Raw genomic sequence first — 26,555 nt, forward strand, 5'->3', positions numbered from 1 at the left:
CCGATTCCGTCCGTGTCCCTACCACAGCAGCTCCCTGTCCAACTCGTCCGCCCGATCACTGGCGGCGACGTCCAACGTCCCCTCGTCGACATGCACCCCGCCCTCCGGCAGCATCCACGCGTCGACCGGCGGATTCGGCCGTTCCCGGCGCGGATAGACGGCCAGGGTCTTCACCCAGTCCCCATGGTCGACGATCTCCTCCAGCACGGCGCGGAACCGAGGCTGCCACGGGGCGGCGTCCAGCGTGACGATGAAGCTGTAGGTGCCGTCATGCCCCTTGATCGGGCGGGAGATGAAGCTCGTCATGTTCAGGCCGGCGTCACGCACCACGTCCAGCAGGTTGGCCAGCACGCCGGGGCCGGTGCTCAACGGGATGAACGTGATGATCGTCTCGAACTCGTCCACGCCGTTGCCGCGCGCCCGTTCCAGCAATTGCCTCGCCTCGGCGCGGGGGGCGAGCACCAGGAACTCGGTATGCGCGCCGGAATAATCCTGCACCGATCGCGCCACGGTGGTCAGGCCGTAGAGCGGACCGCAAATCGACGGGCCCAGCGCCATCTGGCCGGGCTGCAGGTCGCGGCAGGCGGCCGCGTTCGAGGCGGCGGGCACGGCCGTCAGATGATGTTCGGCGATGAACCCCTTGCACTGCGCCAGCCCGTGGGGATGCGCGCTGACTCGGACGCCGTCGGGATCGATGCGGGGGCCGCGGGCGAACGCGTCGAACGCGATGTCGACCGCGACGCGCACGAACCCAACGGCATCCCGCGAGTCGATGAGCAGATCGAGATTCGGGACCACATACCCCTCGACGTTGTTCTCCCAGGCCACCACGCCCCAGGCCTCGCCGCGCTCCACGGCGCTCACGATTGCGGGCACGTCGGACACCGCGACCAGCCGCGGGGCCTGACCGGCACCGAGGGGGCCGCCGGACAGCAGCTCCGCCGCGCCCGCCGCGGCCTGATGGGTGAACGAACCCTGCGGCCCCAGATAATGCAACGGTTTCACCACGTCTCTCCCTCGTCGTCCAACGTCATATCCGTCATGTCTGCGGTGCCGTCATCGGTCCCGTTGCCGTTTCCCTCAACAGCGAACGGCTCAGCGGCGTCCGCAGTCTGCGGCTCCGGCACCAGACGGTCCGGTACCATGAACCACCGCGCCGGCAGGAACAGCATGACCACCTGCATGACGATCACGCCGTAGATCCAGATCACGCCGGCGTGCTGGCAGAAGAACGGCACCTCGCCGCTGAATCCGACCGGAACCAGCGCATCGCCACCCGGGCCGTAGCCGGTCAGCATCCATACCGCCGCCGAGGAGGCGATCAGGTGGAATCCCAGTCCCACCGCATTGCTGCGCGCGCGGGCGCACCAGGTGGAGATGCCCAGGATCAGGAACGCCAGCAGCAGGCCGTAGGGGATGTTCTGCGCCGCGCCCATGCGGTGGGCCAGCGTGCCGACGATGCCGGCCGCCACGCCCGAGACGATGGTGATCAGGACGCGGACCGCGTACGGCTGGCGGTGGCTCCACGGCTGCAGGGTCGGATCCGACTGCCGCCGGGATGAATTGGCGATGGAGGTCATGCGTTCCAGTATAGGTGTGCCGCCGGTTGAAGCCGGCGGCACGGTCACTACTTGGCGTTGGAAGCTCAGGCCTTGGCCTGATTGTTCTGACGACGCTGCTTGGCGCGCCACTTGTACCAGTCCTCGCGGCCGAGGATGATCTTGCGCACGCGGATCGACTCCGGCGTGACCTCCACGCACTCGTCCTCGTTCGCGAAGTCCAGTGCCTCCTCAAGGCTCATCTTGATCGGCGGGGTGAGCGTCTCCAGCACGTCGGCGGTGGAGGAGCGCATGTTGGTCATGTGCTTGGCCAGCGTGATGTTCACGTCCAGCTCGTCCGGCTTGTTGTTCACGCCGACGACCTGGCCCTCATACACCGGGGACTGCGGGTCCACGAAGAAGTTGCCGCGCGCCTGCAGGCGCTGCATGGCGTACGGGGTGGCCACGCCCTTGCGGTCGCAGACCATCGAGCCGTTCTGACGGGTCACGATCTGGCCCGCCCACGGCGCATAGCCGGCGGAGATCGACGAGGCGATGCCGGTGCCGCGCGTGGAGGACAGCAGCGTGGTCCGGAAGCCGATCAGACCACGGCTCGGCACGGTGAACTGCAGACGCACCCAACCGGAGCCATGGTTGGACATCGATTCCATACGGCCCTTACGGTCGGCCATCAGCTGGGTGACGGTGCCCATATACTCCTCGGGCACGTCGATGGTGGTGTTCTCCATCGGCTCGCAAACCTGGCCGTCGATGGTCTTGGTGACCACCTGCGGACGGCCGACGGTCAGCTCGTAGCCTTCGCGACGCATCTGCTCGGCGAGCACCGCCAGGGCGAGTTCGCCACGTCCCTGTACCTCCCAGGCGTCCGGACGCTCGGTCGGCAGCACGCGGATCGACACGTTGCCGATCAGCTCGCGGTCCAGACGGTCCTTGATCATGCGGGCGGTGAGCTTGTGGTCCTTGCCCTCCGTGCCGGCCAACGGGGAGTCGTTGACGCCGAAGGTCATCGAGATGGCCGGCTCGTCCACGTGGATCAGCGGCAGCGGCTTCGGATCGGACGGGTCGACGATGGTCTCGCCGATCATGATGTCGTTGACGCCGGCGATGGCCACGATGTCGCCGGGGCCGGCCTGTTCGACCGGGAACCGATCCAAGCCCTTGGTACGCAGGATTTCAGTGAGTTTGAAGTTCTCGATCGAACCGTCCACACGGCTCAGGCCGTACTGCTTGCCCTTGACGAGCGTGCCGTTGTAGATGCGGACCAGACCCAGTCGGCCCAGGTAGTCCGAGGCGTCGATGTTGGTCACGTGAGCCTGCAGCGGGGCGTCCTCCTCGTACTCGGGGGCGGGGATGTTCGAGATGATCGAGTCGAACAGCGGCTCCAGGTTGTCGTTATCCGGCAGTCCGCCGTTCTCCGGCTGGTTCGTGGAGGCGTAGCCGGCCTTGGCGGCGCAGTAGATCACCGGCAGGTCGAGCAGCGAATCGAGGTCCAGGTCCACGCCTTCCTCGATGACGTCCTGGGCCAGACCGAGCAGCAGGTCGGTGGCCTCCCCCACGACCTCCTCGATGCGGGCGTCCGGACGGTCCACCTTGTTCACGCACAGGATCACCGGCAGCTTGGCCTCCAGGGCCTTGCGCAGCACGAAGCGGGTTTGCGGCAGCGGGCCTTCCGAAGCGTCCACCAGCAGGACCACGCCGTCGACCATCGAGATGCCGCGCTCGACCTCGCCGCCGAAGTCGGCGTGGCCGGGGGTGTCGATGACGTTGATCGTGATGCCTTCGGGATGGCCGTACTTCTCGGCGAGCGGGCCTGTGTACTGCACGGCCGTGTTCTTCGCCAGGATGGTGATGCCCTTCTCGCGCTCCAGATCATTGGAATCCATCACGCGGTCGGGGACCTCCTCGCGCTCGGAGAACACGTGCGACTGCTGGAGCATCGCGTTCACCAGCGTGGTCTTGCCGTGATCGACGTGCGCCACGATCGCCACATTTCGAATATCGCCACGAACTGCCATCAAAACCTCTCTTACCTGATTTCAGTTGCGTTCCTTCGGTACCGGACCGTTCGGCAAGCCCCAGTACGTCCACACAAACCGAGCCAAGTGTAGCGGGATTGCTTGACAGCTCCGCCCCCGAGGCTCACTCGGTGCGCAACGCGGTGGCCGGATCCTGTCTGGCGGCCTTTTTCGAGGGGATGATGCCGCCGATCAGCGTGAGCACCACGCTCAGGACGACCAGCGCCACGGCTCCGGGCACCGGCAGCACGCCGCTGACCTCGTTCGTGCCCATGAAATGGTGCAGGATCGCGTTGCCGGGGATGAGCAACAGCAGCGTCACGCCCACGCCGATCAGGCCGGAGCACAGGCCGATCATGCCGGTTTCGGCGTTGAACACCGAGGAGACGTTGTGCTTCGAGGCGCCCATGGCGCGCAGGATGCCGATCTCCTTGGTGCGCTCCAGCACCGAGATGTAGGTGATGATGCCGATCATGATCGAGGAGACGACCAGGGAGACCGCCACGAACGCGATCAGCACGTAGGTGATGACGTTGACGATGGTGGTCACCGAGCTCATCAGCGCGCCCACGTAGTCCACGTAGGTGATCTGGTCCTGTTCGGAGGCGTCGGCGTTGTACTGGTCGATGGCGTCCGAGACCCCGTCCTTGTCCTCGAAGCTGTCGCAGTAGATCCGGATCGAGCTCGGGGCGTCCCGGCTGATCACGCCGAAGGCGGAGAGGTTGTCGTCGTAATCGCCGGTGGAGACGTACTCGTCGTAGATGTGGATGAAGGTCGCGTCATCGGCCGTGGCCAGATAGGCGTCGAGCTGCTGGGCCAGCATCTCCTCGCTGGCCGCCGTGCCGCCCGCCGCCCCCGCGACGCCCATATCCATGCCGGACTGCGCCGCCTCGTCCATCAGACCGGCCGCCAGCTGCGCCTTCTGCGTCACGCCGAGGCCGGCCACATAGGTGCGGGCGTCGGCGACCTTGGTCGCGTCATCGGAGGGCGAGAACGTCATGCCGTTGAGCACGTTCACGTTCTGGTTCGCCTGCTGGTCGGTGACCACCGGGCTGGAGGCCGTGTGGTCGATCAGATAGTCGGTCAGGGCGTGCGTGTAGCCGACCGAGCCGTCGATGTTGGCCGCGTCGGCGTCCTCGACGGGACGAACGACGCCGACGATCTTCAGCGGCATGGCGGTGCCGTTGTCGATCAGCTCCCCCATCCGCTCGGCGTCGTCGCCGACGTAGGTGTACCGTCCGTCGTCGCCGCGCACGTACTGGTCGCACGCGGGAATCAGATACAGCTGCTGGTTCAGCACCTGGTCGTAATCGAGACGGATTGTCTGCTCGTCGATCTTCTCGCCGTCATCGAGACGCTTCATCAGGTCGTCATAGTCGGACGCCGGCAGCAGACCCAGCTCGTACAGTGTGCTCAGCGGGATCTCGTTGTTCTGATCGGCGACCAGCACCACCTCGTCCTGGGCAGCAGGCCAAGTGCCGCTGACGACCTTGTAGTTGTCGGTCACCACCGGGCTGATCAGCTCGCTGTCGCTCTCGCCGGGCATGATCTCGCCGAAGGACGAGGGTGCGGCGTTCTCGTCGGTTTCGCCGGTGACCATGGACATCTGCATGGCCGTCACATCCGACATGCTGCTCATCGACCCGCTCTTCGTGGCCATCATCGACGACATCGACCCGGTGTCGTCGCCGAAATCTACGCCGTCGGCGTTGACCAAGGTGCCGTTCGGGTCGCGGCTGATCACCGAGAACTTGACGTCGTAGGAATAGTGGATGCCGTTGGAACCCACGTACTGCTGGATCTCGCTGTCCGGATCGTCCAGATACTGCTTGAACGCGGTCAGGTTGTTCTCGGCGATGCTGCTGGTCAGTGTGGAGGCCTGCGTGAAACTGGAATCGTCGGCGTATACGGCATCGTGCTTGTGATCCTTGGTGCGTTCGCCGTTGGCATTGGCCGCGCTCTCCTCCAGCAACGATTGCAGATCCCAGCTCTTGGCATCGATGGAGATCGGATAGGCGGTCATCGTATCGCGCTGGATGGCCGTGATGTAGTTGTTCACGCCGGTGGACACGGACAGAATCAACGCGATGCCGATGATGCCGATCGACCCGGCGAATGAAGTGAGTATGGTGCGCGCCAACTTGGTTTTCAGATTGTTGAAGCTGAGCGCCACCGCGGTGCCGAACGACATCGACGCCTTGCCCATCGTCCGGTGCACGGCCGGTGCCGCCTCGGATTCGTCGATGATATACGGATCCGAGTCGTCGACGATGCGGCCGTCGCGCAGGTTGACGATGCGCGTGGCGTACTGCTCGGCCAGGTCTGGATTATGCGTGACCATGACGACCAGACGGTCCCGGGCCACCTCCTTGAGCAGGTCCATGATCTGCACGGAGGTGTCGGAGTCCAACGCGCCGGTCGGCTCGTCGGCCAGCACGATGTCCGGGTCGTTGACCAGTGCGCGAGCGATAGCGACGCGCTGCATCTGTCCGCCGGACAGCTGGTTCGGCTTCTTGTGCACGTGGGCGCCCAACCCCACCTGCGCCAGGGCACGGCGGGCACGCTGACGGCGCTGGGACCTCGGAATGCCCGAGATGGTCAGCGCCAGTTCCACGTTGGCCAGGATGCTCTGGTGCGGGATGAGGTTGTAGCTCTGGAAGACGAAGCCGATGGTGTGGTTGCGGTAGGAGTCCCAGTCGCGGTCGCGGTACTGTTTGGTGGAGGTGCCGTTGATCACCAAATCACCGGAATCGTAGCGATCCAGACCACCGATGATGTTGAGCAGCGTGGTCTTGCCGGACCCGGAGGGACCGAGGATGGCCACGAACTCGTTGTCGCGCAGGTTCAGCGTGACGCCGTCCAACGCCTTCTGTACGAAGTCGCCGGTCTTGTATTGCTTGTGGATGTCCTTGATCTGCAGCACCATGCTTCACTCCCATCGGATTCGTTCTGAAGCAACGCTACACCATGATATTGAACACCGTATATTATCCTTGCGGCGTATTCAGTCCTCCAGATCGAGTCCCTTGCGTTCGGGCAAGCACAACGCGGCTATGCACCCCAGCACGAAGGCCACGGCAAAGATCACGAAGGCCACCGTCTTGTTGCCCCCGGACAGCGTCAGGAACCACGGCACCAGCAATGGTGCGATGATCGCAGCCACACGGCCGACCGCTGCGGCCGCCCCCGACGCGGCACCGCGCAGACGCGTCGGATAGATCTCTGGCGTCACCGCATACAGCACACCCCATGCGCCCAGGTTCGAGGCCGACAACAGCATGCCGAACCCGATCACGGCGGCCACCGATCCGGCTTGGGAGAACGCGAAGGCGGCTACAGCCGACACCGCGAGGAATACGCTCAGCGTGCGGCGACGCCCCCAGATCTCCACCAACCAGGCGGCCAGAAAGTACCCCGGCAGCTGGGCGAGCGAGATGATCAGCGTATAGCCGAACGAGCTGGTCAGCGAGCCGAACTGGTCGGCCAGCAGACTCGGCATCCAGGTGAACGCGCCGTAGTAGGAGAAGTTCACGAAGAACCAGGTCAGCCAAATGGCCACCGTACGAGCCAGATACTGATGACCGAACAGTTCCCGCGTGCGAATGGCCGGCAGCGGTTCGGCCTTCGGGCTGGCGACGGGGGCCACCCCGGAGGCCTGTTCGAAGTAGCGCACCGCCTGCTCGGCTTCATCCTCGCGCCCCTTGGACTCCAGGAAACGCACCGATTCGGGGATGTGGGCGCGGGTCACAACGGCGTACAGCAGCGGCAACGCGCCGATAAGCAACGCCCAACGCCACCCCCAGTCGCCGGTGTTCGGAATGACGAACGCACCGATGGCTGCGGCGATGATCCATCCAACAGCCCAGAACGACTCCAACAGCACCGTCATCCGCCCGCGATGCCGGGTCGGCGAGAACTCGGACACGAGCGTGGAGGCCACCGGCAGTTCAGCCCCCAATCCCAATCCGATGATGAAACGTGCGATCAGCAGCGCCACCAACGTCCAGGAGCAGGCCATACCCGCATTCGCCAAGCCGAAAATGACCAATGTGGCGGTGAATACGGTTTTTCGTCCCACCCGATCGGCAAAGTATCCGCCCAATGCGGCACCAATAGCCATGCCCACGAATCCGACCGACAACACCCACGACTTCTCGGTGGCGTTCAGGTTGAAATGCGGGTCGGCGGCAATGGCGGCGACCACAAACGAGACCAATCCGACATCCATGGCGTCGAAAGCCCAACCGATGCCCGAGGCCACCAACAACTTGCGATGCGCCGCGTTGAATGGCAGACGGTCCAGTCGTGCGTTCCGACTCAACCCGCGCTCGGTTTGCACGGTGTTCTTCGATGAGACGACGTTCATTGCGCTCCTTCCAATATGTCCTTGTCTTTGATTTGCCGAGCACGACGGGCGGCCGTTCTACACGATGCCGGCGTCAGGGGTGCGATCAGGCACGCTCCAACGGGGATAACGCCTCCCGCATCCGCAGATCGAGACTGGGTGCTGATGCGCCGCTCAGCGCCGACGACTGGGTCAACGACGCCAATCGTTGCCGCACCACGTCGTATGGCGCGACGGGATCGGGATCGCCGGGGGTGTACCGGTATACGGCAGCCGGGCGGTGGCGGCCTTCCCGCCGTCGTTCTCCGGTCTCCTCGATTCGACCGGTGGCGAGCATACGACGCCGGAAATTCGCCAAATCGATGGAGGTACCGGCAACGGCTTCATAGACGCCATGCAGCTGGTTGAGCGTAAAGGTTTCGCCGACCAACGTGGTGACTACATCCGGCTGGTCGACGCGGGCGCGTAATCGCTGCAGGGCGTATTCGATGATGCGGCGATGGTCGAAGGCAAGTTCGGGAAGCGCGTCCACCGGGAACCACCGCACGTTCTCGGCCTCACTGAGATCGTCCGTTTCCTCCCGGCCCACCAATGCCCAGTACGCGATGGATACCATCGGCAGTCCGCCCTGAGAGCGCGCCGGATCGCCGAAGGTGTACAGCTGTTCGAGGTATCGCGGATGCAGATCGGTGGTGCTGACCAACGCATAATAGGCTGATTCTTCCAGCGACCGGTCGGCGCGCAGCCCTCCTCCAGGCAACGCCCAGCGGCCGAGGAACGGCTGACGGGTGCGTCGAACCAACGGCAACCAAAGCCGGCTGCCCGAAGGAGCGGGAGCCAACGTCAGGATGACAACGGAAACGCCGACCTGCGGCGGCTGCATACGCCGTTCCGTAACATTGCCGATGCCCATGCCCTTACCTTCCGTTCCGGAAATCGTACCGAGACAAGCACGAGCATACTACTTTTAGTCACAATGACTATAACTGCGTGTCATCAAGCGGACCACCGCTTTCCAACGCAGCGCCAACCGAGTCCGGCAGAAACGGCGCAAGCTCGGGCAGCTGTTCCAACGAGGACAACCCCATCTTCTCCAGAAACAGCGGTGAAGTCACCAGCAACGCGGCACGAGACTCTTCCTCAATCCCCTCTTCACGTATCAATCCTCGCACGATCAACGCCCGAATCACCCCGTCGGAATTGACTCCTCGGATCGCCGCGATCTGCGCACGCGTGATCGGCTGCCGGTACGCGATGATCGCCAGCGCCTCCAACGCCGCCTGAGACAGGCGCGCGGTCTGCCCGTCGGTCACGAACGCCGACACCACCGGTTCGAACACCGCACGACTGGAGAACTGCCACCCCCGGGCGGTACGGCGCAGCTCGAACCCCCTGGGGGCGCGACCGGAGGCGTCCGAACCGTCATAGTCGCGTTGCAGCGTCTCCAGCGCCGCGGTCACCCGCTCCTCGTCCACCGCCAGCACCCGCGCCAGATCGGCGGCCTGCTGGGGCTGATCGCAGACCATCAGCACCGCCTCCAGACATGCCGGCAGGCCGCCGGGGAATCCGTCGACGTCGAAGTCCACGTATTCGGGGCGCGCCGCGCCGACCGTCCGCTCGTTCTGATCCATCACAGCCGCCTCCCGCCGTATCCGATTGTCATGCGAAATCCCGTTCGTCGATCGCGGTGTCCGTCTCCTCCGCACCGGCCACCCACCGCAGGTGCAAGGTCTCATAGGGACCGGCCTGTCTGAACTGCAGCACACCCTGCTTGAAGAACGCCAGCACCGCCAGGAACCTGGCCACCACCTCAATGGCGCTCGCCGCATCCGCCGTCAGCTCGGCGAAGGTCATCGACCCTCCGACCGGCAGGGCGCGCAGCCGGTCCCGCACCAGCATGGATTGGGCGCGCAGGTCCACCATCGGCATATGCAGCTGATGCACCGACACCTCGCTGGCCGGCGCGTTGGCGAACGCCTGCGCGGCCAGCCGGGCCAGGTCCTCGGGGGTCAGCGTCCAGACCAGTTCGGGCAACAGGGCCGACATGCCCGCGTCCATCACCGCCGGATGCGGGAACCGGCCCGAATTCGCCGCCAGACGTGCACGGAAGTCGTCGGCGGCCTGCTTGAACGCGCGGTACTGCAGCAGCCTGGCGAACAGCAGATCACGCTCGCGCAGCGCCTCCATGCTGTGCTCGTCGCGCCCGCCGTCCTCGTCGCCGGGCAGCAGCGCGGCGCTTTTGGCCTCCACCAGGATCGAGGCGACGTCGATGAACGAACTGGCGGCCTCCATGTTGCGCGCCACATCCATGCCCCGGACATACTCCAGGAACTCCTCGGTGATCGCCGAGAGCGAAACCTCGGTCAGTTCCAGGCGATTGCCGGCGATCATGCCCAGCAGCACGTCGAACGGGCCGGAATACACGTCCAGACTGACGGCGAATCCGGAGTCGACGGCACGCCCCTCCGGCTCCGCCAGCTCTGCCCATTCCACCATGGCCACGCCGCCGGTCAGGGCACGATGCCCTTGGCGATCAGCTCGCGGGCCACCTCGCGGTATTCCTTGGCCGTCTTGTGCCCGGGGGCGTAGATGGTGATCGGCGCGGCCGCCACCGTGGCGTCCGGCAGCTTGATCGACCGGGAGATGACCGAGTGGAACACCTTGCCCTGGAAGGCCTCGTAGATGCGCTGCAGCACCTCCTCGCAGTGCAGCGTGCGCGTGAACATGGTGACCAGCACGCCGTACACCTCCAGACGGGGGTTGATGCGGGACTGCACCTTCTCGATCGACTGCATCAGCAGCGCCACGCCGCGCAGCGCGAAGAACTCCGCCGCCACCGGGATGATCACGCCGTCGGCCGCGGTCAGGGCGTTCACCGTCAGCAGGCCCAGCGAGGGCTGGCAGTCGACGATGATCACATCGTATTCGTTGCGCACCTTGCGCAGCACGCTCGCCAGCACCTGCTCGCGGCCGACCTCGGTGACCAGCTGCACCTCCGCGGCCGACAGGTCGATGTTCGCCGGCATGATGTCGATGTTCTCGAAATCGGTGGCGTGGATCACCTCATGCGGATCCACGGACATGTCGAACAGCGCCGTGTACACCGTGTTCTCCACGGTGTTCGCGTTGATGCCCAAGCCCACGGTGGCCGCACCCTGCGGGTCGAAGTCCACGATGAGCACACGGCGCCCGTACTGGCTCAGCGCGCCGGCGATGTTGATCGAACTGGTGGTCTTGCCGACGCCGCCCTTCTGGTTGCACATCGCGATGATCCGCGCCGGACCGTGCTGACGCAGCGGTTCGGGCGCGGGGAACGTCTCATATTCACGACCAAGCAGATCCGTAGGCATACTGTTCACCTTATCAACATTCATGTGTTCATCCGACGAGGTTCCACCACGTGTCCCCCCGTCATCCACGGCCGGCACGGCGTACGTGCCGCCTATCGGCAGCAGCCCCTGCCGGAACCGGTGCGTCGTGGACTCGTCATACCACGGCCCCGTCCCACTGCCCTGCGATTGCGCCGCGCCCATACCGTCTCCATTCCTGTGGCGGCGACCCGTGCCGCGACCATGGCTGAAGTCTTCCGATTGCTATCGTATCGCGACAATGTGTCCGAAGACATCACGCGGCGTCCGTGGCGTGCCCCTTGCAGGCATCTGCGGGGCAGTCGCGTTCACCGGGCACGCGGGTGGGCGGTCAGATAAGCCTCGATCAACGATTCGGGGCTGACATGCGTATAGATCTGCGTGGTGATGACCGAGGCGTGGCCAAGCAGCTCCTGCACGGTGCGCACGTCGGCCCCGCCCTGGATCAGATGCGTGGCGAAGGAGTGGCGCAGCGTGTGCGGATGCAACGGCTTGGCGATATGCGCCCGTTCGCCGGCCGCCTTGACCACCTCCCATACCGATTGCCGGGAGAGCCGGCAACCGCGCTTGTTCAGGAACAGCGCGCGGCGTTCCGCACTCCCCGACCGCTTGCGTCGCTCCAGCACCGGTCGCGCCTCGTCCAGGTACCGCCGCAGCGCCTGGCAGGCGTACCCGCCCACCGGCACCAGCCGCTGCTTGGAGCCCTTGCCCGTCACACGGATCACATGCTCGTCGAAATCCATGTCATCGATATCCGCCCCCACGATCTCCGAGACGCGCGCGCCGGTGGCGTACATGAGTTCGAGCAGCGCCCGGTCGCGCACCAGCACGGCGTCCTCCACACCGGCCACGCCCGTGCCCCCGGGCTGCGGGACGGCCTCCAGCAGACGGGCGACCTCGTCCACGGTCAGCACGTCGGGCAGCGTGCCGGCCCCCTTGGGGGCCTTGACCGTCGCCGCCACATCCGATGCCACGGCCTGCTGGGCGAGGGCGAACCGATGGAACGCGTGGATGCTGGCCAGTCGCCTGGCCTTGCTGCGGCCGCTCTCCCCCGCCCCGTCGAGATCGGCGACGTAGTCCTCCACATCCTGCCGTGTCACGGCGGCCGGCCCGTGGACGCCGCGGGCCTCCAGCCAGTCGAGATACCGGCGCAGATCGGACGCATAGGCGTCAACGGTCGATTGCGCCAATCCCCGTTCCACGCCGATATGCGTGAGGAACTGCTCCAACAGCCGCCCGAAGTCGGATTCCATCCGGGTCTCCCTCCCTCTACCGTTCCTCCGGTAGATACGAGGAAACCCCGCCGAAGCGGGGTTTCGCAACAGGAATCATGCGTGCGTCACGCCGATTCAGGCCTCCACCGGGGCGTTGACATCCGCCGGCAGGGCGTTCTTGGCCTCGGCGACGATGGCCTTGAAGGTCTCCGGATCGGAGACGGCCAGTTCGGCCAGGGCGCGACGGTCGAGCTCGATGCCGGCCAGGCGCAGGCCCTGGATGAAGCGGTTGTAGGTGATGCCCTCGGCGCGGACCGCGGCGTTGATGCGCTGGATCCACAGCTTGCGGAAGTCACCCTTGCGAGCCTTGCGGTCGCGGTAGTTGTAGGTAAAGGAGTGCAGCAGCTGCTCCTTGGCCTTGCGGTACAGGCGGGAGCGCTGGCCGCGGTAGCCCGAGGCCCTCTCGAGAACGACGCGACGCTTCTTGTGGGCGTTCACTGCGCGCTTGACACGTGCCATAATCTATTCCTCAGCTTTCTGTTGACGTCTTGTTCGATCTCGAAGCAGCTCACATACCGAGCAGGTTCTTCATCTTCTTGACCTGGTTCGGAGCCATGACCTCGTCGGCGGACAGCGCGCGGCGCTTGCGGGCCGACTTGTGCTCCAGGTTGTGGCGCATGCCGCTGCCGACATGCATCAGCTTGCCCTTGCCGGTGACGCGGACGCGCTTGGACGCGGCGGAATTAGTTTTCATCTTCGGCATTGCTGCCCTCCTTGGTTGTGTTGTTCTTCGCGGAAGTCTTCGACTGACCGTTCACCGCGGCCTGGGCCTCGGCGGCGGCCTGGGCCTGGGCCTCCTGCTTGGCGGCCAGGCGTGCGGCCTGACGGGCCTGGCGCTCGGCGCGGGATTCCGCACCGCGGCGGCGCTGCTCGGACTGCGTGTGCACCTTCTTGCCCTTCGGGGCCAGCGTCATGATGATGTTGCGGCCCTCCTGCTTCGGAGCGGACTCGATGGTGCCGTACTCCTCCACGTCGGCGGCCAGGCGCTGCAGCATCTCCACGCCGCCGATCGGACGCGACTGCTCACGACCGCGCAGCATGATGGTGACCTTGACCTTGTCCCCGCCGTTGAGGAAACGGACGACATGACCCTTCTTGACCTCGAAGTCATGGTCGTCGATCTTCAGACGGAAACGGATCTCCTTGATCTCGGCAGTGTTCTGATTACGGCGGGCCTCACGGGCCTTGATCTTCTCGTTGTACTTGAACTTGCCGTAATCGATGAGCTTGGCGACCGGAGGCTTTGCGTTGGGTGCCACCTCGACGAGATCGAGGTTCGCTTCCTTGGCCAGGTTCAGTGCGACGGAGGTCGCGATGACCCCCACCTGCTCGCCGTTCGGGCCGATCAGGCGCACCTGGGAGACGCGAATCTCGTCGTTAATGCGTGGTTCGTCGCTGATGATGACTCCAATCCTCGGTGTTTCCTTGCGGGCTCACCGTTCGGCGCGCACGTCGCCGGGTCAGGGCATGTCATCATGCATCCGTTGATGCGGACACTGTACATGGCGGCGCACATGGGCACCGCGAGCGGACGATAGCCATCGTCGGGCTCATGCCTTGGACCCGAGGCCGTAACAGGCTTCCAGGTGGGGTTTCCCCGCTTTCTTGATTTCTCAAGCCTTGGATAGTGTACCACATGCCCGGACGGGCGTGTCGCGGGTGCGGCGTCCGCGCGGGCCGGGCGTCCGGGGCACACGGACTCACGGACGCACGGCCTCACGCGGTCAGTTCGACCAGCTCGGGCTTGGAGCCGTCGTGGTTGAAGTAGACGTCGTACCACGTCAGGAACGTGAACACGGTCCAGATCTTGCGGCGGTCGTCGGTTCTGCCCTCGAAATTGTCGTCGAGCATCTTGAGCAGCGCGTCCTGGTCGAAGAACCGACCCACCCATTCCTGCTCGAACAGCGCGCGGACGTGGCGGTAGTACTTCTCCTGACGCAGCCAGATCTTGATCGGCACCGGGAAGCCGAGCTTCTCACGGTCGTACCATTCCTTCGGCAGATGGCGGGCGGCGGCCTGGCGGAACGCGAACTTGGTGTTCTCGTCGGTGATCAGGTACTTGGTCGGCACCTGCTCGGCCACGGCCATCAGCTCCTTGTCGAGCAGCGGCACGCGCAGCTCCAGCGAATGGGCCATCGTCAGCTTGTCGGCCTTGAGCAGGATGTCGCCAGGCATCCACTGGTGCATGTCCAGATACTGCTTCTTCTTCAGCTCGGACATGCCCCGGCCCTTGATGCGCTCATAGATGCGGCCGACGATCTGGGCCACGCCCGGCCCCTGCCGGTATTCGGGCTTAAGCAGCCTGACGGCCTCATCCTCGTCGAAGACCTTGGCCTGACCGATGAAGCTCTCCTCGGCCGGAGCCAGGTTGGCGTACAGGTGCCATGCGCCATGGAAGGTCTTGCCCTTGCAGAACCGCGCGATGGCGTGGCGCATGCCCTGGGGCAGGTGGGTCAGCATCCGCGTGACCACCTTGATGGCCTTGGAGTGGGTGTGCACGCCGTAGTCGATGTACCCGGCGAACAGCTCGTCCGCGCCTTCGCCGCTCAGCACGACGCGCAGATCGCGGCTGGCCAGTTCGGACAGGAAGAACAGCGGCACGCAGGACGGGTTGGAATCCGGTTCGTCCAGATGCCACTGGATGCGGGGGAAGTTTTCGAAGGCCTCGTCGCCGCCCAGCGCCTCGGAGGTGTTGTTCAGGTCGATGATCTGCGCCAGTTCCTGTGCCTGCTGCGACTCGTTGTAGGTGCCCTTGCCGAAGCCGATCGAATAGGTGTGCTCGGGGCGGGCCACGGCGGCCACATAGCTGGAGTCGACGCCGCTGGAGAGGAACGAGCCGACCTCCACGTCGGCGATCTGGTGGGCCTTGACCGAGTCGCACACCGTGCGGTCGATGGTGTCGACGAGCTCCTTGAGGTCCATGCCGCCCTCGGTGTAGGTCTCGTCATAGTAGCGGCGGATGTCCATCCGGCCGTCCCGGTAGGTGAAGCAGTGTCCCTCGGGCAGCTTGAACACGCCTTTGAAGAAGGTCTCGGGGATCGCCGGGTACTGGAACGTCATATACGGCTTGAGCGCGTCCGCGTTGAGTTCCTTGACGAAGTCGGGGTGCTGCAGCAGCGCCTTGATCTCCGAGGCGTACATGAACGTGCCGTTCATCTGCGCATAGTAGAACGGCTTGATGCCGAAGTGGTCGCGGGCGCCGAACAGGGTGCGGGTCTTCGTATCCCAGATCACGAAGGCGAACATGCCGCGCAGTCGCTTGAGCACGTCCGCGCCCCACTGCTCGTAGCCGTGCAGGATCACCTCCGTATCGCCCTCGGTGGCGAAGGTGTGGCCCAGCGCGAGCAGCTCCTCGCGCAGCGGCTGGTAGTTGTAGATCTCGCCGTTGTACGTGATGACCAGCGTGCGGTCCTCGTTGTAGATCGGCTGCGAGCTGCCGCCCAGGTCGATGATGCTCAGACGGCGGTGCCCCAGGGCCGCATGCTCGTCGACATAGCTGCCCTCGCTGTCGGGACCACGATGCGCGATGATATCCGTCATCCGCTTCAGGACGGGACATTTCACATCAATCGGCATGTCATTGACGAAACCGGCGATACCGCACATGGATACGGCGCTCCTTCTTCCTCTGTTTCCTCTATGTCCTCTTTTATGGTGCTGCCGGGTCCTCGCCCGACACCGATACTGCCAGTCAGCTTAGCAAACAGTTGTGCCGTTCCTGTGAGCGAGGCGACACTCGCCGCTTGGCGCCGAGCCGCGGTACAGTGGGGCTCATGCATGACGACACCTGTGTGATCTTCGGCGCGGGCGACTACTACGACGCGCCCGTTGTCCCCGACGGGGCATTCATCGTGGCCGCGGACGGCGGTCTGGACCATGTGCGCGGGCTCGGCCTCACCGCCGACGTCGTCATCGGGGATTTCGATTCGCTCACGGGACGCCGTCCGGCGGACGGGGAGCGCACCATCGCGCTGCCCGCGGAGAAGGACGATCCGGACATGCTCTCGGCGCTCAAGATCGGTTGGTCGCACGGCTGCCGCACCTTCCACATCCACGGCGGACTGGGCGGGCGCATCGACCACACCATCGCCAACATCCAGCTGATGGCGCTCGTCTCCCGGCACGGCGGCATCGGTTTCCTGCATGGCGACGGCACGGTGGTCACGGCGATCACCGACGGCGAGCTGCGGTTCCCCGCCAACGACGTGCCCCCCGGACGCATGGTCTCCGTGTTCTCGCTGAGCGACGAGGCGCGCGATGTCAACGAACCGGGATTGAAATACCAGCTCAGGCACGCCACGATGACCAACACCCGCGTCAACGGCGTCAGCAACGAGTTCCTGCAGGGCGTGCCTTCCGCGATCAACGTCCATCACGGCACGCTGATCGTCACGTTCCCCTCCGAGGCGCCGATGCCCGAGGTCGTCCGCTTCCACGGGTTCGCGGGGGACCTCGGTTCGCTCGATACCGCCGTATCCCCGGTGCTCGCCAAGGGTGTGAGCGCTCACGGAAATTCCTGAAAATTCATCTCACAGCCCCGCTTGTCCCGTTGCCCAAGTACAGACGACGCACTAAAGTACAAGGTGTTGGTATTCAACGGCCGCGCGTGCGCCATGCGGGGTTCCGACAACGTGCCACGGCCTATCCCCAAGGGAGAACTACATGACAGTCAAGATTGGTATCAACGGCTTCGGTCGTATTGGTCGTCTCGCGTTCCGTCGCATCTTCGAGCTGCAGCAGAAGGGCGGCGAGGCTGGTGATATCGAGGTCGCCGCGATCAACGATCTGACCTCCCCGTCCGCTCTGGCGTACCTGCTGAAGTACGACAGCACGCACGGCACCTTCAAGCACGTGGACGGCACCCCGGTCGAGGTCTCCGCCACCGACTCCGCCATCGTCGTCGACGGCAAGGAGTACCCGGTGTACGCCGAGCCGGATGCGAACAACATCCCGTGGGTCAAGAACGACGGTGTCGAGTTCGTGCTCGAGTGCACCGGCTTCTACACCTCCGCCGAGAAGTCGCAGGCCCACCTGAACGCCGGCGCCAAGAAGGTCCTGATCTCCGCTCCGGCCAAGGACGCCACCACCCCGACGGTCGTCTACGGCGTGAACCACGAGATCCTGAAGGCTGAGGACAACATCGTCTCCGCCGGCTCCTGCACCACCAACTCGATGGCCGCTATGGTCAAGCTGCTCAACGACAAGTGGGGCATCAAGGTCGGCTTCATGACCACCATCCACGCCTACACCGGCACCCAGATGATCCTCGACGGCCCGCGCGGCAAGAAGAACGGCCGCGACCTGCGCGCCGCCGCCGTCAACACCATCGCGCACTCCACCGGTGCCGCCAAGGCCATCGGCAAGGTCGTGCCGGAAGTCGACGGCAAGCTGCAGGGCCACGCCCAGCGCGTCCAGGTTCCGGACGGCTCCGTGACCGAGCTGTTCACCGTGCTCGAGAAGGAAACCAACGTGGACGAGATCAACGCCGCGTTCAAGGATGCCTTCGAGGGCTGCGAGTACTACGGCTACAACGCTGACGGCATCGTCTCCGGCGACATCGTCGGCGACACCCACGGCGGCGTGTTCGACCCGACCCAGACCGATGTGAACGAGGTGGACGGCGTCCAGCTCGTGCGCACCGTGGCCTTCTACGACAACGAGTACGGCTTCACCTCGAACATGGTTCGTACGCTGCTGTACTTCGCCGAGCTCGCCAAGTGAGCCTCAGCGGCCTAGTCCGCTAGGTTCCTGACGAACCGTTCGGGCCGTCCCGGTTTCCGGGGCGGCCCTTTTCGTATGTCAACGTGTGCCGAGGCACGACATAGGATAGGTGGCATGGGTAGGAAGACATCAGGCAAGGGATCCACACCGGCGATTGTGGAGCTGGAACGCGCGGGTGTTCCGTTCGAGATTTACGAGTACGAGCACTCCAACGACCACATGGATGACGGCTATGGCATTGAAGCGGCCCGCAAGCTGGGCTTCGACGAGCATCAGGTGTTCAAGACGTTGATGGCCGACACCGGCACGGCGCGCGTGGTCGGCGTGGTGCCGGTCAGCGGACATATGGACCTGAAGGCGCTGGCCGCCGCCGTGGGCGCGAAGAAGGCCGCGATGGCCGATCCGAAGGTGGCAATGCGCGAGAGCGGCTATGTGGTGGGCGGCATATCGCCGTTCGGGCAGCGGACGCGCCATGCGACCGTGCTCGACGAGAGCGCGCTGGCCTATGACCGTATCCTGGTGTCCGGGGGCAAGCGCGGGTTCAGCGTCGGCATCGCCCCGCAGGATCTGGTGAGGGTTCTGAACGCCGCCACCGCCCCCATCGCCACCTGGTAACCCGTGGTAACCCGTGACCGTACCCCGGCCCTTTCGTGACCGTGCGACATCGTGACTGTGCGATAACGTCTCAAAACGTTGCAATTCCAACGTTTTTCCCAATGTGTCACAGTCACGGATGTATCAGAGTCACAACAGGATCGGGGTCAGCGGCGCAGTTCGGCGGGCAGGACGAAGTGCATATGCTCCTTGATGGTCTCGACGGTGGAGACCTCGGTGAATCCGAACCCGCGCAGCGCCTCGACCACGCCGGCGACCAGCTCGTCCGGCACCGAGGCGCCCGAGGAGACGCCGACCGCGCTCACACCGGCGAACCATGCGGAATCCAACTCCCCCGCATCATCCACACGGTAGGCCCGGCCGCGATCGGCCAAGCCCTCCTGCGCCACCTCCATCAGCCGCACCGAATTCGAGGAATTCGCCGAGCCTACGATCACCACGCAATCGGATTGCTCGGCAACGAGCTTGACCGCGGCCTGCCGGTTGGACGTGGCATAGCAGATATCCGAGCTCGGCGGCATCTCGATCCACGGGAACCGACGCTTCAGCGCCTCGATGGTGCCGGCCGTCTCATCCACGCTCAACGTGGTCTGCGTGAGCAGCACCAGCTTGGTCGAATCATCGAAGTCCAGCGATTCCACATCCGTCTCGTGCTCGATCAGGTGCACATGCTCGGACGACTCCCCCACCACGCCGACGGCCTCGTCGTGGCCGCGGTGCCCGATGTAGATGATCTCGTACCCCTCCCGCACGAACCGCAGCACCTCACGGTGGACCTTGCTGACCAGCGGGCAGGTGGCATCCACCACATGCATGCCGCGGCGCGCCGCCTCGGCCTTGATCTCCGGGGAGACGCCGTGTGCGGAGAACACCACCGGAATGCCGGCGGCCACGGCCTCGTCGGGGATCTCGTCGAGCTCCTGCACGAACACCGCCCCCTGCGCGGACAGATCCTCCACCACATGCCTGTTGTGCACGATCTGGCGGCGCACATACACTGGCGGCAGTCCCGCGGCACGCGCGCGTTCGGCGTCGGCCGCGGATCTCAGGATGGTCTGCACGGTCAGGATCGCGCGGTCCACCCCGGCGCAGAATCCCCGCGGATCGGCCAGCACGATGCGGCCGGACTGTTCGTTCGTCATGGTTCCTCCATTCTGACGCCATCTTACCCGTTCCGGGGTGCCGCGCACCGCCCCCGCGCGGGGGACGCGCCAAGCAGTGCGGCGGCGCCGAACGAGCCGATCGACGCGGCGCCCCGCACGGGACACACCGGGCCGCGCCGATGCGGGAACCGGGAATCGGCAGTACGATAGTGAGCGATAACAATCGCATCATTTCACTATGGGAGTGATATCCATGACCATCGCCGCCACGCCGCGCACCGGCCATCAGTACACCATCACGCACGGTGATTACGTCGCCGTCATCACCGAGTTGGGCGCCGCGCTGCGCAAGCTCACCTACCAGGGCAAGAACGTCATCGCCACGTTCGGCGCCAACGAGGTGGCCCCCGCCTCCAGCGGCCAGCTGCTCATCCCCTACCCGAACCGCATCGAGGACGGCGTCTACACGTTCGAGGGCAAGACCTACGAGCTGCCGATCGACGAGCACGAGCGCCGCAACGCCATCCACGGCTACGGCTACCGCGCCTACTGGACGCTGGAGAACCTCGACGAGTCCACTGTCACGCTCTCCTGGCGCGTGCCGAACATGGCCGGCTACCCGTTCGACGTGGTGGTGGCCGTCACCTACACGCTGACCGACAACGGACTGAACCTGACCATCGCCGCCCGCAACAACGGCGAGACGAACGCCCCGTGGGCGCTGGCGATCCACCCGTGGCTGGCCAACGGCTTCGACGGGTACGGCGACGAGATCGACGGCCAGAACGCGCAGTGCTCGCTGATGGTGCCCGCCGACACGCATGTGACCGTCGACGACCGTCTGCTGCCGACCGGCACCGAGCCGGTGGACGGCACGAAGTACGACTTCCGCGAGCCGATGAAGCTCGACCAGCAGCCCTACGACGATGCGTGGACCGATGTCAAGCACGCCGAGGACGGCACCGTGACGGCCGTGCTGTACCGTCCGGACGGCATGGCCGTGGAGGTCGGCGGCGACGAGACCATCACCTCGTTCCAGGTGTGCACCGGCACCGGCTTCGCCCCGGACAACCATCCGGCCGGCGTGGCGGTGGAGCCGCAGACCGCCTATGCCAACGCGTTCCGCTCCGGCAAGGACGTCATCGTCATCAAGCCGGGCGAGGTCAGCTCCACCACGCTGTTCATCCGTATGCGCAAGGCCTGATTCCATAGGGATCCACATCCGCGCGACGCCGCCGAAGTTGTGAACGTCGCGCGGATGTGAGATAATCCCGTAGGCTTATTAACCGTCAGTAAAGGAGTCCATCATGGGCATGCGTGGCCGCAAGCGCAAGGCGCGTCGCAAAAAGGCAGCGAATCACGGCAAAAGGCCGAATGCCTGAGCTGTGAGCTCTGAGATATGAGCATGGCATCCGCGGAACCGCTTAGGGTCCGCGGATTTTTTTATTACCCTCGGAACGGCGGCTGCGCATCCTGCTCGCAGCAGCAGTGGTCCAGCGTGGCGCGCAGACGGGTCAGCAGACACTCGGGCGCCTGTTCGGGGCGCAGGTAGGCGCGCAGGGCCTCGATCAGCGCCCGCTCCCGCGCGTCGCAACAGGTTTCAGGGTCAAAGCACTCCCCGTTCGCTGCCTCGTTGACCTCGGCGATGTGCACGTCGGTGTGCACCACGCCTTCATGGGTCCGGCTGGTGATGGAGATATGGCTCTGGCGCACTACATGTCGATTCATGCCAGTTCCTTTCCATCGGTTGACGTCCTGTTTCCATTATCGCCGTGTTTGCCGGAACCGAGGTTCGCGGACGGTGAATCCGCAATGCCGTACCCACGCTCCCGCGCGTATGCCGCCAATTCGCGTTTCAGCTGCGTGCGGGCGCGGTTCAGACGGCTCATCACCGTGCCGATCTTGACGCCCTGCTCGTCGGCCACCTGCTGGTAGGACTTGCCGTCGATGGCCGCGTCGATGAACACCTGCCGGCGTTCGGGGCTCAGTTTGGCGAGCGCCGCCATGATCTCCTCGGGCGCGAAGGTGTCCAGATACTCCTGCTCCGCCGACTTCAGGCCCTCGGAGGTGTGTTCGGAGGCGGAGTAGATGTCCCAGTCGTCGTATTCGCCGGTCGAGTCGTTGGCCCGCTGCGGGCGACGCTTGGCCTTGGCGTACTGGTTGAAGTAGGCGTTGCGTTCGATGGTGGTCATCCACGCCTCGAAGTTCGTGCCCGGTTGGAACGAGTCGAAGGCCTTGAAGCCGCGCTCGAAGGTGTCCTGCACCAGATCCTGGGCGTCCTCGGGGTTGTTGGTCAGCTTCATCGCCTGCCGGTACAACGCGTTGACGGCGGGCATGGCGAGTCGTTCGAAGCGTTCCCGCCGCTGTGCCATCGTCTCGGTCTGCTCGCTGTCCACGACAGCCCATTGTACCGTCCGCACCATGCCGCGACACCGCATCGGTCCGCGGATCGGTGCGATTTGTCTGATTTGACCGTGAGAATATGCGGTATGACGAATCTGAAGGATGCCCTCGAAGCCGCCCCCGTGCAGGATGCCGACACCCCGCTCGGCCAATCCCGGCTGTTGGGGTTCGACACGGAGACCACCGGCGTGGCCATGGGCAGGGACGCCATCGTCTCCGCCACGTTGGTGCTGCGCGATCCGCGATCCGCCCATGACGGCGATGTCATCGACACGTGGATCATCAACCCGCACCGCCGCATGAGCCCCGGCGCCAGCAAGGTCAACGGCTTCACCGACGCGTTCCTGGCGGAGCACGGCGAGGAGCCGATCGACGCCATCGAGCGCATCGCCTCGCTGATCGCGCTGGCCCAGAGCAAGCGCATCCCGTTGCTCGCCTATAACGCGCCGTTCGACATCCGGATGCTGGCCGGTGATCTGAACCGCTGGCAGCTGCGTCCCATGGAGGAGCGACTGGATGGCCGGGCGATGCTGGTGGTCGATCCGCTGGTCATCGACCGTTCCGTGTCGCGCCGCTCCGGCAAGCGCACGCTGGAATACACCACCGAATACTACGGGGTGGAGCCCGACGGTGATTTCCATGACGCCACCGCCGACACCATCGCGGCGGTCGACCTGATCGCGCCGATGACCACGCTGTACCCGCAGGTCGGACATATCACGCTTGAGGGCCTGATGGACTGGCAGCGACATGCCTACGGCACCTGGCGCGAATCGTACAACCGCTGGCTCGCCGGGCGCGGCCGGGCACCGGTGCGTGAGAGCTGGCTGTAACCCGACTTACAGGAGACACTCAGGGTCCGGGACTTTTGACACTGTTCCCAACGTCCGCATGAAAGGACCATATCCATGCCGCTCACGCTCCGTACAGCCGCCCGGCTGCTATCCGACCATGGCCTGCTCCGGGAGGTCATCCACGATGACCGTTGGATGATGCAAGTCCCCGACGATCCGGCGGCCGACGTGCCGTTCTCCGCCATCACCTACGACACGCGCACCGTGGACGGCGGTTCGCTGCTCGTCTGCAAGGGTCGGTTCCGGCCGGAATATCTGGACGGTTTGGATGGGCGGGGGCTGGCCGCCTACGTGGCCGACACCGATTATTCGGCCGTCGTCGACGCCCCGGGACTGATCGTGGACGACCCGCGCAAGGCGCTCAGCCTGCTGTCGGCGGAGTTCTACGGCCGCCCGCAGGACGAGCTGACCGTCATCGGCATCACCGGCACCAAGGGCAAGACCACCACCGCCTACCTGACGCAGGCGATCCTCAACGCCCATTCGGGCGGCCGCTGCGCGCTGTTCTCCTCCGTGGACAACTGCCTGGACGGCCATACCTACGAGGAGTCCGACCTGACGACGCCGGAGTCGTTGGATGCGTTCCGGATGATGCGCCAGGCCGCCGACAACGGCATGCGCTACCTGGTCATGGAGGTCTCCTCACAGGCCTACAAGGTCCACCGCGTCCACGGACTGACCTTCGACATCGGAGCATTCCTCAACATCTCCCCCGACCACATCAGCCCCATCGAACACCCCACCTTCGAAGACTACCTCCACTGCAAACGCCAACTCATCACCAACAGCAAAACACTCGTCGTCAACGCCGACTGCGACCATATGCAGCTGCTGCGGCAGGACGCCGCCCACGCCGGGATTCCGGTCGTCGACTTCTCCGTACACGGCCCCGATGACGGCTGCAAGACGGCGCACGCGATCACCGCGACTGCGGACGGTTCCGATCCGGACGACTTCCGCGTCGCCATCCGTAACCACGACGCCGGCACGTTCCGGCTGCGACTGCCCGGCGACTTCAACATCGCCAACGCCGCCGCGGCCATGGCCATCGCGACCGCCGCCGGCGCGCCCGCCGACAGCCCCGCCCTGCACGCGGTCGAGACCGTGACCGTTCCGGGACGCATGGAGGTGCTCGCCGATCCGGATACGCGGACCTGGGCCATCGTGGACTATGCGCACAACTTCGCCAGCGTCGCCGCGCTGCTCGACTTCGTCGACAGCCGGTACGGTGCCGACCAACCGTATATCACCCTGGTCACCGGCGCGGCCGGCAACAAGGCGATCGGCCGCCGTCGGGAGATCGTGGAGGCCGCCCAGCACCGCATCGGCCGGTTCGTCTTCACCGCCGAGGACACCGACACCGAACCGTATGAGGACATCTGCAACGATATGCTGCGGCACGTCACCAATCCGGACGTGGACGCGCGGATCGTCGTGGACCGTGTGACGGCGCTGACCGAGGCCATCCGGGATGCTCGGGGCAACCCCGAGCGATGGGACATGGTGCTGGTCATCGGCAAGGGGCACGAACGTTGGATCAAGGACCGGAACCGCCATATGCCCTATGAGGGTGACGACAAGGTGGTGTCGCGTCTGCTCAGTGAGCCCTTGGAGTAGCATCGTATGTCGGCACGGTCACCGGGACCGTGCCGACATACGCATCCAGGAGGCTTGACGACCCATGTCGGCATTCACCATCGCCACGGCGGCGCAACTGCTCGAACGGCACCATCTGCTGCGCGAAATCATCCATACCGGTGGTTGGACGCTGGACGCATCCGATGTGCCCGGCGCCGACAATCCGATCGCCGCGGTCACCTACGACACGCGCACCGTGACGCCGGGGTCGATGCTGTTCGTCAAGGGACGGTTCCGTCCCGAGTTCCTGGACGGCATCGACGAGCGCGGCCTGGCCGTCTACGTGGCGGAGAACGACCACTCCGACCGCACCGCCGCCACCGGACTGATCGTGGACGATGTGCACAAGGCGATGAGCCTGCTGTCGGCGGAGTTCTACGGCCGCCCGCAGGACGAGCTGACCGTCATCGGCATCACCGGCACCAAAGGCAAGACCACCACCGCCTACCTGGTCCACGCCATCCTGAACGACTACAGCAACCAGCGCGCGGCGCTGTTCTCCTCCGAACAGACCTGTCTGGACGGCCGCACCTACACCGACTCGAAGCTGACGACGCCGGAGTCGTTGGATGCGTTCCGGATGATGCGCCAGGCCGCCGACAACGGCATGCGCTACTTGGTCATGGAGGTCTCCTCACAGGCCTACAAAGTCCACCGCGTCCACGGCCTGACCTTCGACATCGGAGCATTCCTCAACATCTCCCCCGACCACATCAGCCCCATCGAACACCCCACCTTCGAAGACTACCTCCACTGCAAACGCCAACTCATCACCAACAGCAAAACACTGGTGCTCGATGCCGCGTGCGACCATCACCGGCTGCTGATGCAGGACGCCGCCATGGCCGACGTGCCGGTGGCGCAGTACGCCTTCCTCGACGGCACGGATGACACGACCGGCGCGGACAGCCGCAGCGGCATCCGCAACCTGTTCGTGGCGGCGCGCCCCGATCCGCACAACCGCATGGGATTCCTCCTGACCGCGGACGGCGCGGAGCTGGGACCGTTCGAGCTGGCGATGCCGGGCACGTTCAACATCGCCAACGCGGCGGCCGCCGTGGCGATGGCCCTCAAGGCCGGCGTGCCGGCCACCGACCCGGCGATCCACGCGATTGAACGGGTGAGTGTGCCCGGCCGCATGGAACGCATCACGGCGGGCGGCAACCTGGTGGTGTATGTGGATTTCGCCCACAATTACCTGAGCTGCAAGGCACTGGTCGACGAGGCGCTGCGCGCGTACGGCAACCGCAATCCGCGCATCACGCTGGTGGCCGGCTCCACCGGCGGCAAGGCCATCGACCGGCGCGAAGGCATCGTCAAGGGCGCCGACGGCCGCGCCGAGGCGTTCTACTTCACGCTCGACGACCCCAACTTCGAGGACCCCACGGCCATCGCCGAGGAAATGCGCTCATACGTGACCGACCCGCGCGCCGAGACGCATGTCATCGTGCCCCGCGAGGACGCGATCCGCGCGGCCATCGAGGACGCCCGGCGCCACGCCGACCGGTTCAACGTGGTGCTGCTGGCCGGCAAGGGGCATGAGCGCCGCAACATCATCAACGGCAAGCCGGTGCCCTACGAGGGCGACGGGCCCATCGCACGCCGGCTGCTCGGCCTGTGATCCCCTCCCATCCATCGACTCCAAGCACACCCCACGCGC

The 26,555-nt window shown here is 65.2% G+C and carries 25 protein-coding genes; 8 read left to right on the forward strand and 17 right to left on the reverse strand.

Annotated elements, in window-relative coordinates; translation table 11 throughout:
* Positions 1-18: 18 nt before the first annotated feature.
* The 14 genes from BIGA_RS03240 to asnB all read right to left on the reverse strand — a co-directional run bounded on the left by BIGA_RS03240 (position 19) and on the right by asnB (position 16,167).
* Positions 19-1,008, reverse strand: a complete 990-nt coding sequence (locus BIGA_RS03240) for a prephenate dehydratase (protein ID WP_033505989.1) — start codon at positions 1,006-1,008, stop codon at positions 19-21.
* The gene (locus BIGA_RS03245) at positions 1,002-1,580 is read right to left on the reverse strand and encodes a hypothetical protein (protein ID WP_081929393.1); all 579 of its coding nucleotides are present in this window, start codon (positions 1,578-1,580) and stop codon (positions 1,002-1,004) included. The genes BIGA_RS03240 and BIGA_RS03245 overlap by 7 nt, the downstream gene beginning before the upstream one ends.
* 65 nt (positions 1,581-1,645) lie before the next feature.
* Complete coding sequence (typA, locus tag BIGA_RS03250; RefSeq protein ID WP_033505987.1) at positions 1,646-3,574, reverse strand: translational GTPase TypA; 1,929 nt, start codon at positions 3,572-3,574, stop codon at positions 1,646-1,648.
* 124 nt (positions 3,575-3,698) lie between these two features.
* Complete coding sequence (locus BIGA_RS03255) at positions 3,699-6,497, reverse strand: ATP-binding cassette domain-containing protein (protein ID WP_033506245.1); 2,799 nt, start codon at positions 6,495-6,497, stop codon at positions 3,699-3,701.
* 81 nt (positions 6,498-6,578) lie between these two features.
* Positions 6,579-7,940, reverse strand: coding sequence for an MFS transporter (locus BIGA_RS03260; protein ID WP_033505985.1), 1,362 nt, complete (start codon positions 7,938-7,940; stop codon positions 6,579-6,581).
* A gap of 85 nt (positions 7,941-8,025) precedes the next feature.
* Positions 8,026-8,832 carry an NUDIX hydrolase gene (locus BIGA_RS03265; RefSeq protein WP_051917050.1) on the reverse strand — a complete coding sequence of 269 codons (807 nt, stop codon included), beginning with the start codon at positions 8,830-8,832 and terminating at the stop codon, positions 8,026-8,028.
* Positions 8,833-8,899: 67 nt separating this feature from the next.
* Positions 8,900-9,550: an SMC-Scp complex subunit ScpB gene (scpB, locus tag BIGA_RS03270; protein ID WP_051917051.1), complete on the reverse strand. Its 651-nt coding sequence runs from the start codon at positions 9,548-9,550 to the stop codon at positions 8,900-8,902.
* A gap of 28 nt (positions 9,551-9,578) precedes the next feature.
* Positions 9,579-10,415: a segregation and condensation protein A gene (locus BIGA_RS03275; RefSeq protein ID WP_051917052.1), complete on the reverse strand. Its 837-nt coding sequence runs from the start codon at positions 10,413-10,415 to the stop codon at positions 9,579-9,581.
* Between the two features lie 14 nt (positions 10,416-10,429).
* The gene (locus BIGA_RS03280; protein WP_033506239.1) at positions 10,430-11,269 is read right to left on the reverse strand and encodes a ParA family protein; all 840 of its coding nucleotides are present in this window, start codon (positions 11,267-11,269) and stop codon (positions 10,430-10,432) included.
* A 326-nt stretch (positions 11,270-11,595) separates the two neighbouring features.
* Entirely contained in the window at positions 11,596-12,540 is a 945-nt protein-coding gene (xerD, locus tag BIGA_RS03285; RefSeq protein ID WP_033505984.1) for a site-specific tyrosine recombinase XerD, read from the reverse strand.
* 96 nt (positions 12,541-12,636) lie between these two features.
* Positions 12,637-13,020, reverse strand: coding sequence for a 50S ribosomal protein L20 (gene rplT, locus BIGA_RS03290; protein WP_033505982.1), 384 nt, complete (start codon positions 13,018-13,020; stop codon positions 12,637-12,639).
* A gap of 49 nt (positions 13,021-13,069) precedes the next feature.
* Positions 13,070-13,264 carry a 50S ribosomal protein L35 gene (gene rpmI, locus BIGA_RS03295; RefSeq protein ID WP_033505980.1) on the reverse strand — a complete coding sequence of 65 codons (195 nt, stop codon included), beginning with the start codon at positions 13,262-13,264 and terminating at the stop codon, positions 13,070-13,072.
* Positions 13,245-13,973: a translation initiation factor IF-3 gene (infC, locus tag BIGA_RS03300; protein WP_033505978.1), complete on the reverse strand. Its 729-nt coding sequence runs from the start codon at positions 13,971-13,973 to the stop codon at positions 13,245-13,247. The genes rpmI and infC overlap by 20 nt, the downstream gene beginning before the upstream one ends.
* Positions 13,974-14,277: 304 nt before the next feature.
* On the reverse strand, positions 14,278-16,167 hold the full coding sequence (asnB, locus tag BIGA_RS03305) for an asparagine synthase (glutamine-hydrolyzing) (protein WP_033505977.1): 1,890 nt from the start codon (positions 16,165-16,167) through the stop codon (positions 14,278-14,280).
* 167 nt (positions 16,168-16,334) lie between these two features.
* On the opposite strand from asnB, the gene BIGA_RS03310 reads away from it, so the two are divergent.
* The 3 genes from BIGA_RS03310 to ybaK all read left to right on the forward strand — a co-directional run bounded on the left by BIGA_RS03310 (position 16,335) and on the right by ybaK (position 18,897).
* On the forward strand, positions 16,335-17,081 hold the full coding sequence (locus BIGA_RS03310) for a thiamine diphosphokinase (protein WP_033505975.1): 747 nt from the start codon (positions 16,335-16,337) through the stop codon (positions 17,079-17,081).
* Between the two features lie 142 nt (positions 17,082-17,223).
* Positions 17,224-18,282, forward strand: a complete 1,059-nt coding sequence (gap, locus tag BIGA_RS03315; protein WP_033505974.1) for a type I glyceraldehyde-3-phosphate dehydrogenase — start codon at positions 17,224-17,226, stop codon at positions 18,280-18,282.
* 114 nt (positions 18,283-18,396) lie between these two features.
* Positions 18,397-18,897: a Cys-tRNA(Pro) deacylase gene (gene ybaK, locus BIGA_RS03320; RefSeq protein ID WP_033505972.1), complete on the forward strand. Its 501-nt coding sequence runs from the start codon at positions 18,397-18,399 to the stop codon at positions 18,895-18,897.
* 146 nt (positions 18,898-19,043) lie between these two features.
* On the opposite strand, the gene BIGA_RS03325 is transcribed toward ybaK, so the two are convergent.
* A complete protein-coding gene (locus BIGA_RS03325) occupies positions 19,044-20,039 on the reverse strand; it encodes a 4-hydroxy-3-methylbut-2-enyl diphosphate reductase (RefSeq protein ID WP_033505970.1) in 996 nt (331 codons plus the stop codon).
* A 214-nt stretch (positions 20,040-20,253) separates the two neighbouring features.
* Between BIGA_RS03325 and BIGA_RS03330 the strand changes: the two genes are divergently transcribed.
* Both BIGA_RS03330 and BIGA_RS10095 read left to right on the forward strand, forming a co-directional pair.
* On the forward strand, positions 20,254-21,204 hold the full coding sequence (locus BIGA_RS03330; RefSeq protein WP_033505968.1) for an aldose 1-epimerase family protein: 951 nt from the start codon (positions 20,254-20,256) through the stop codon (positions 21,202-21,204).
* 103 nt (positions 21,205-21,307) lie between these two features.
* A complete protein-coding gene (locus tag BIGA_RS10095) occupies positions 21,308-21,382 on the forward strand; it encodes a 50S ribosomal protein bL37 (protein WP_369803150.1) in 75 nt (24 codons plus the stop codon).
* Between the two features lie 64 nt (positions 21,383-21,446).
* On the opposite strand, the gene BIGA_RS03335 is transcribed toward BIGA_RS10095, so the two are convergent.
* Both BIGA_RS03335 and BIGA_RS03340 read right to left on the reverse strand, forming a co-directional pair.
* On the reverse strand, positions 21,447-21,728 hold the full coding sequence (locus BIGA_RS03335) for a hypothetical protein (protein WP_033505966.1): 282 nt from the start codon (positions 21,726-21,728) through the stop codon (positions 21,447-21,449).
* Complete coding sequence (locus tag BIGA_RS03340; protein ID WP_033506238.1) at positions 21,725-22,372, reverse strand: sigma-70 family RNA polymerase sigma factor; 648 nt, start codon at positions 22,370-22,372, stop codon at positions 21,725-21,727. The genes BIGA_RS03335 and BIGA_RS03340 overlap by 4 nt, the downstream gene beginning before the upstream one ends.
* A gap of 117 nt (positions 22,373-22,489) precedes the next feature.
* On the opposite strand from BIGA_RS03340, the gene BIGA_RS03345 reads away from it, so the two are divergent.
* The 3 genes from BIGA_RS03345 to BIGA_RS03355 all read left to right on the forward strand — a co-directional run bounded on the left by BIGA_RS03345 (position 22,490) and on the right by BIGA_RS03355 (position 26,516).
* Positions 22,490-23,236 carry an exonuclease domain-containing protein gene (locus BIGA_RS03345; protein WP_033505965.1) on the forward strand — a complete coding sequence of 249 codons (747 nt, stop codon included), beginning with the start codon at positions 22,490-22,492 and terminating at the stop codon, positions 23,234-23,236.
* Between the two features lie 75 nt (positions 23,237-23,311).
* Positions 23,312-24,874, forward strand: a complete 1,563-nt coding sequence (locus BIGA_RS03350; RefSeq protein ID WP_034259643.1) for a UDP-N-acetylmuramoyl-L-alanyl-D-glutamate--2,6-diaminopimelate ligase — start codon at positions 23,312-23,314, stop codon at positions 24,872-24,874.
* A gap of 64 nt (positions 24,875-24,938) precedes the next feature.
* Positions 24,939-26,516, forward strand: coding sequence for a UDP-N-acetylmuramoyl-L-alanyl-D-glutamate--2,6-diaminopimelate ligase (locus tag BIGA_RS03355; RefSeq protein WP_033507922.1), 1,578 nt, complete (start codon positions 24,939-24,941; stop codon positions 26,514-26,516).
* Positions 26,517-26,555 lie beyond the last annotated feature (39 nt).

The sequence above is a fragment of the Bifidobacterium pullorum subsp. gallinarum genome, from assembly GCF_000741215.1.
Lineage (GTDB): Bacteria > Actinomycetota > Actinomycetes > Actinomycetales > Bifidobacteriaceae > Bifidobacterium > Bifidobacterium pullorum_B.

Coding starts and splice junctions, on each gene's coding strand:
- BIGA_RS03245 (WP_081929393.1), bottom strand. CDS start 1,580: ATGACCTCCATCGCCAATTCATCCCGGCGGCAGTCGGATCCGACCCTG.
- typA (WP_033505987.1), bottom strand. CDS start 3,574: ATGGCAGTTCGTGGCGATATTCGAAATGTGGCGATCGTGGCGCACGTC.
- BIGA_RS03260 (WP_033505985.1), bottom strand. CDS start 7,940: ATGAACGTCGTCTCATCGAAGAACACCGTGCAAACCGAGCGCGGGTTG.
- BIGA_RS03265 (WP_051917050.1), bottom strand. CDS start 8,832: ATGGGCATCGGCAATGTTACGGAACGGCGTATGCAGCCGCCGCAGGTC.
- scpB (WP_051917051.1), bottom strand. CDS start 9,550: ATGGATCAGAACGAGCGGACGGTCGGCGCGGCGCGCCCCGAATACGTG.
- BIGA_RS03275 (WP_051917052.1), bottom strand. CDS start 10,415: ATGGTGGAATGGGCAGAGCTGGCGGAGCCGGAGGGGCGTGCCGTCGAC.
- BIGA_RS03280 (WP_033506239.1), bottom strand. CDS start 11,269: ATGCCTACGGATCTGCTTGGTCGTGAATATGAGACGTTCCCCGCGCCC.
- xerD (WP_033505984.1), bottom strand. CDS start 12,540: ATGGAATCCGACTTCGGGCGGCTGTTGGAGCAGTTCCTCACGCATATC.
- rplT (WP_033505982.1), bottom strand. CDS start 13,020: ATGGCACGTGTCAAGCGCGCAGTGAACGCCCACAAGAAGCGTCGCGTC.
- rpmI (WP_033505980.1), bottom strand. CDS start 13,264: ATGCCGAAGATGAAAACTAATTCCGCCGCGTCCAAGCGCGTCCGCGTC.
- asnB (WP_033505977.1), bottom strand. CDS start 16,167: ATGTGCGGTATCGCCGGTTTCGTCAATGACATGCCGATTGATGTGAAA.
- BIGA_RS03310 (WP_033505975.1), top strand. CDS start 16,335: ATGCATGACGACACCTGTGTGATCTTCGGCGCGGGCGACTACTACGAC.
- gap (WP_033505974.1), top strand. CDS start 17,224: ATGACAGTCAAGATTGGTATCAACGGCTTCGGTCGTATTGGTCGTCTC.
- ybaK (WP_033505972.1), top strand. CDS start 18,397: ATGGGTAGGAAGACATCAGGCAAGGGATCCACACCGGCGATTGTGGAG.
- BIGA_RS03325 (WP_033505970.1), bottom strand. CDS start 20,039: ATGACGAACGAACAGTCCGGCCGCATCGTGCTGGCCGATCCGCGGGGA.
- BIGA_RS03330 (WP_033505968.1), top strand. CDS start 20,254: ATGACCATCGCCGCCACGCCGCGCACCGGCCATCAGTACACCATCACG.
- BIGA_RS03335 (WP_033505966.1), bottom strand. CDS start 21,728: ATGAATCGACATGTAGTGCGCCAGAGCCATATCTCCATCACCAGCCGG.
- BIGA_RS03340 (WP_033506238.1), bottom strand. CDS start 22,372: ATGGCACAGCGGCGGGAACGCTTCGAACGACTCGCCATGCCCGCCGTC.
- BIGA_RS03345 (WP_033505965.1), top strand. CDS start 22,490: ATGACGAATCTGAAGGATGCCCTCGAAGCCGCCCCCGTGCAGGATGCC.
- BIGA_RS03350 (WP_034259643.1), top strand. CDS start 23,312: ATGCCGCTCACGCTCCGTACAGCCGCCCGGCTGCTATCCGACCATGGC.
- BIGA_RS03355 (WP_033507922.1), top strand. CDS start 24,939: ATGTCGGCATTCACCATCGCCACGGCGGCGCAACTGCTCGAACGGCAC.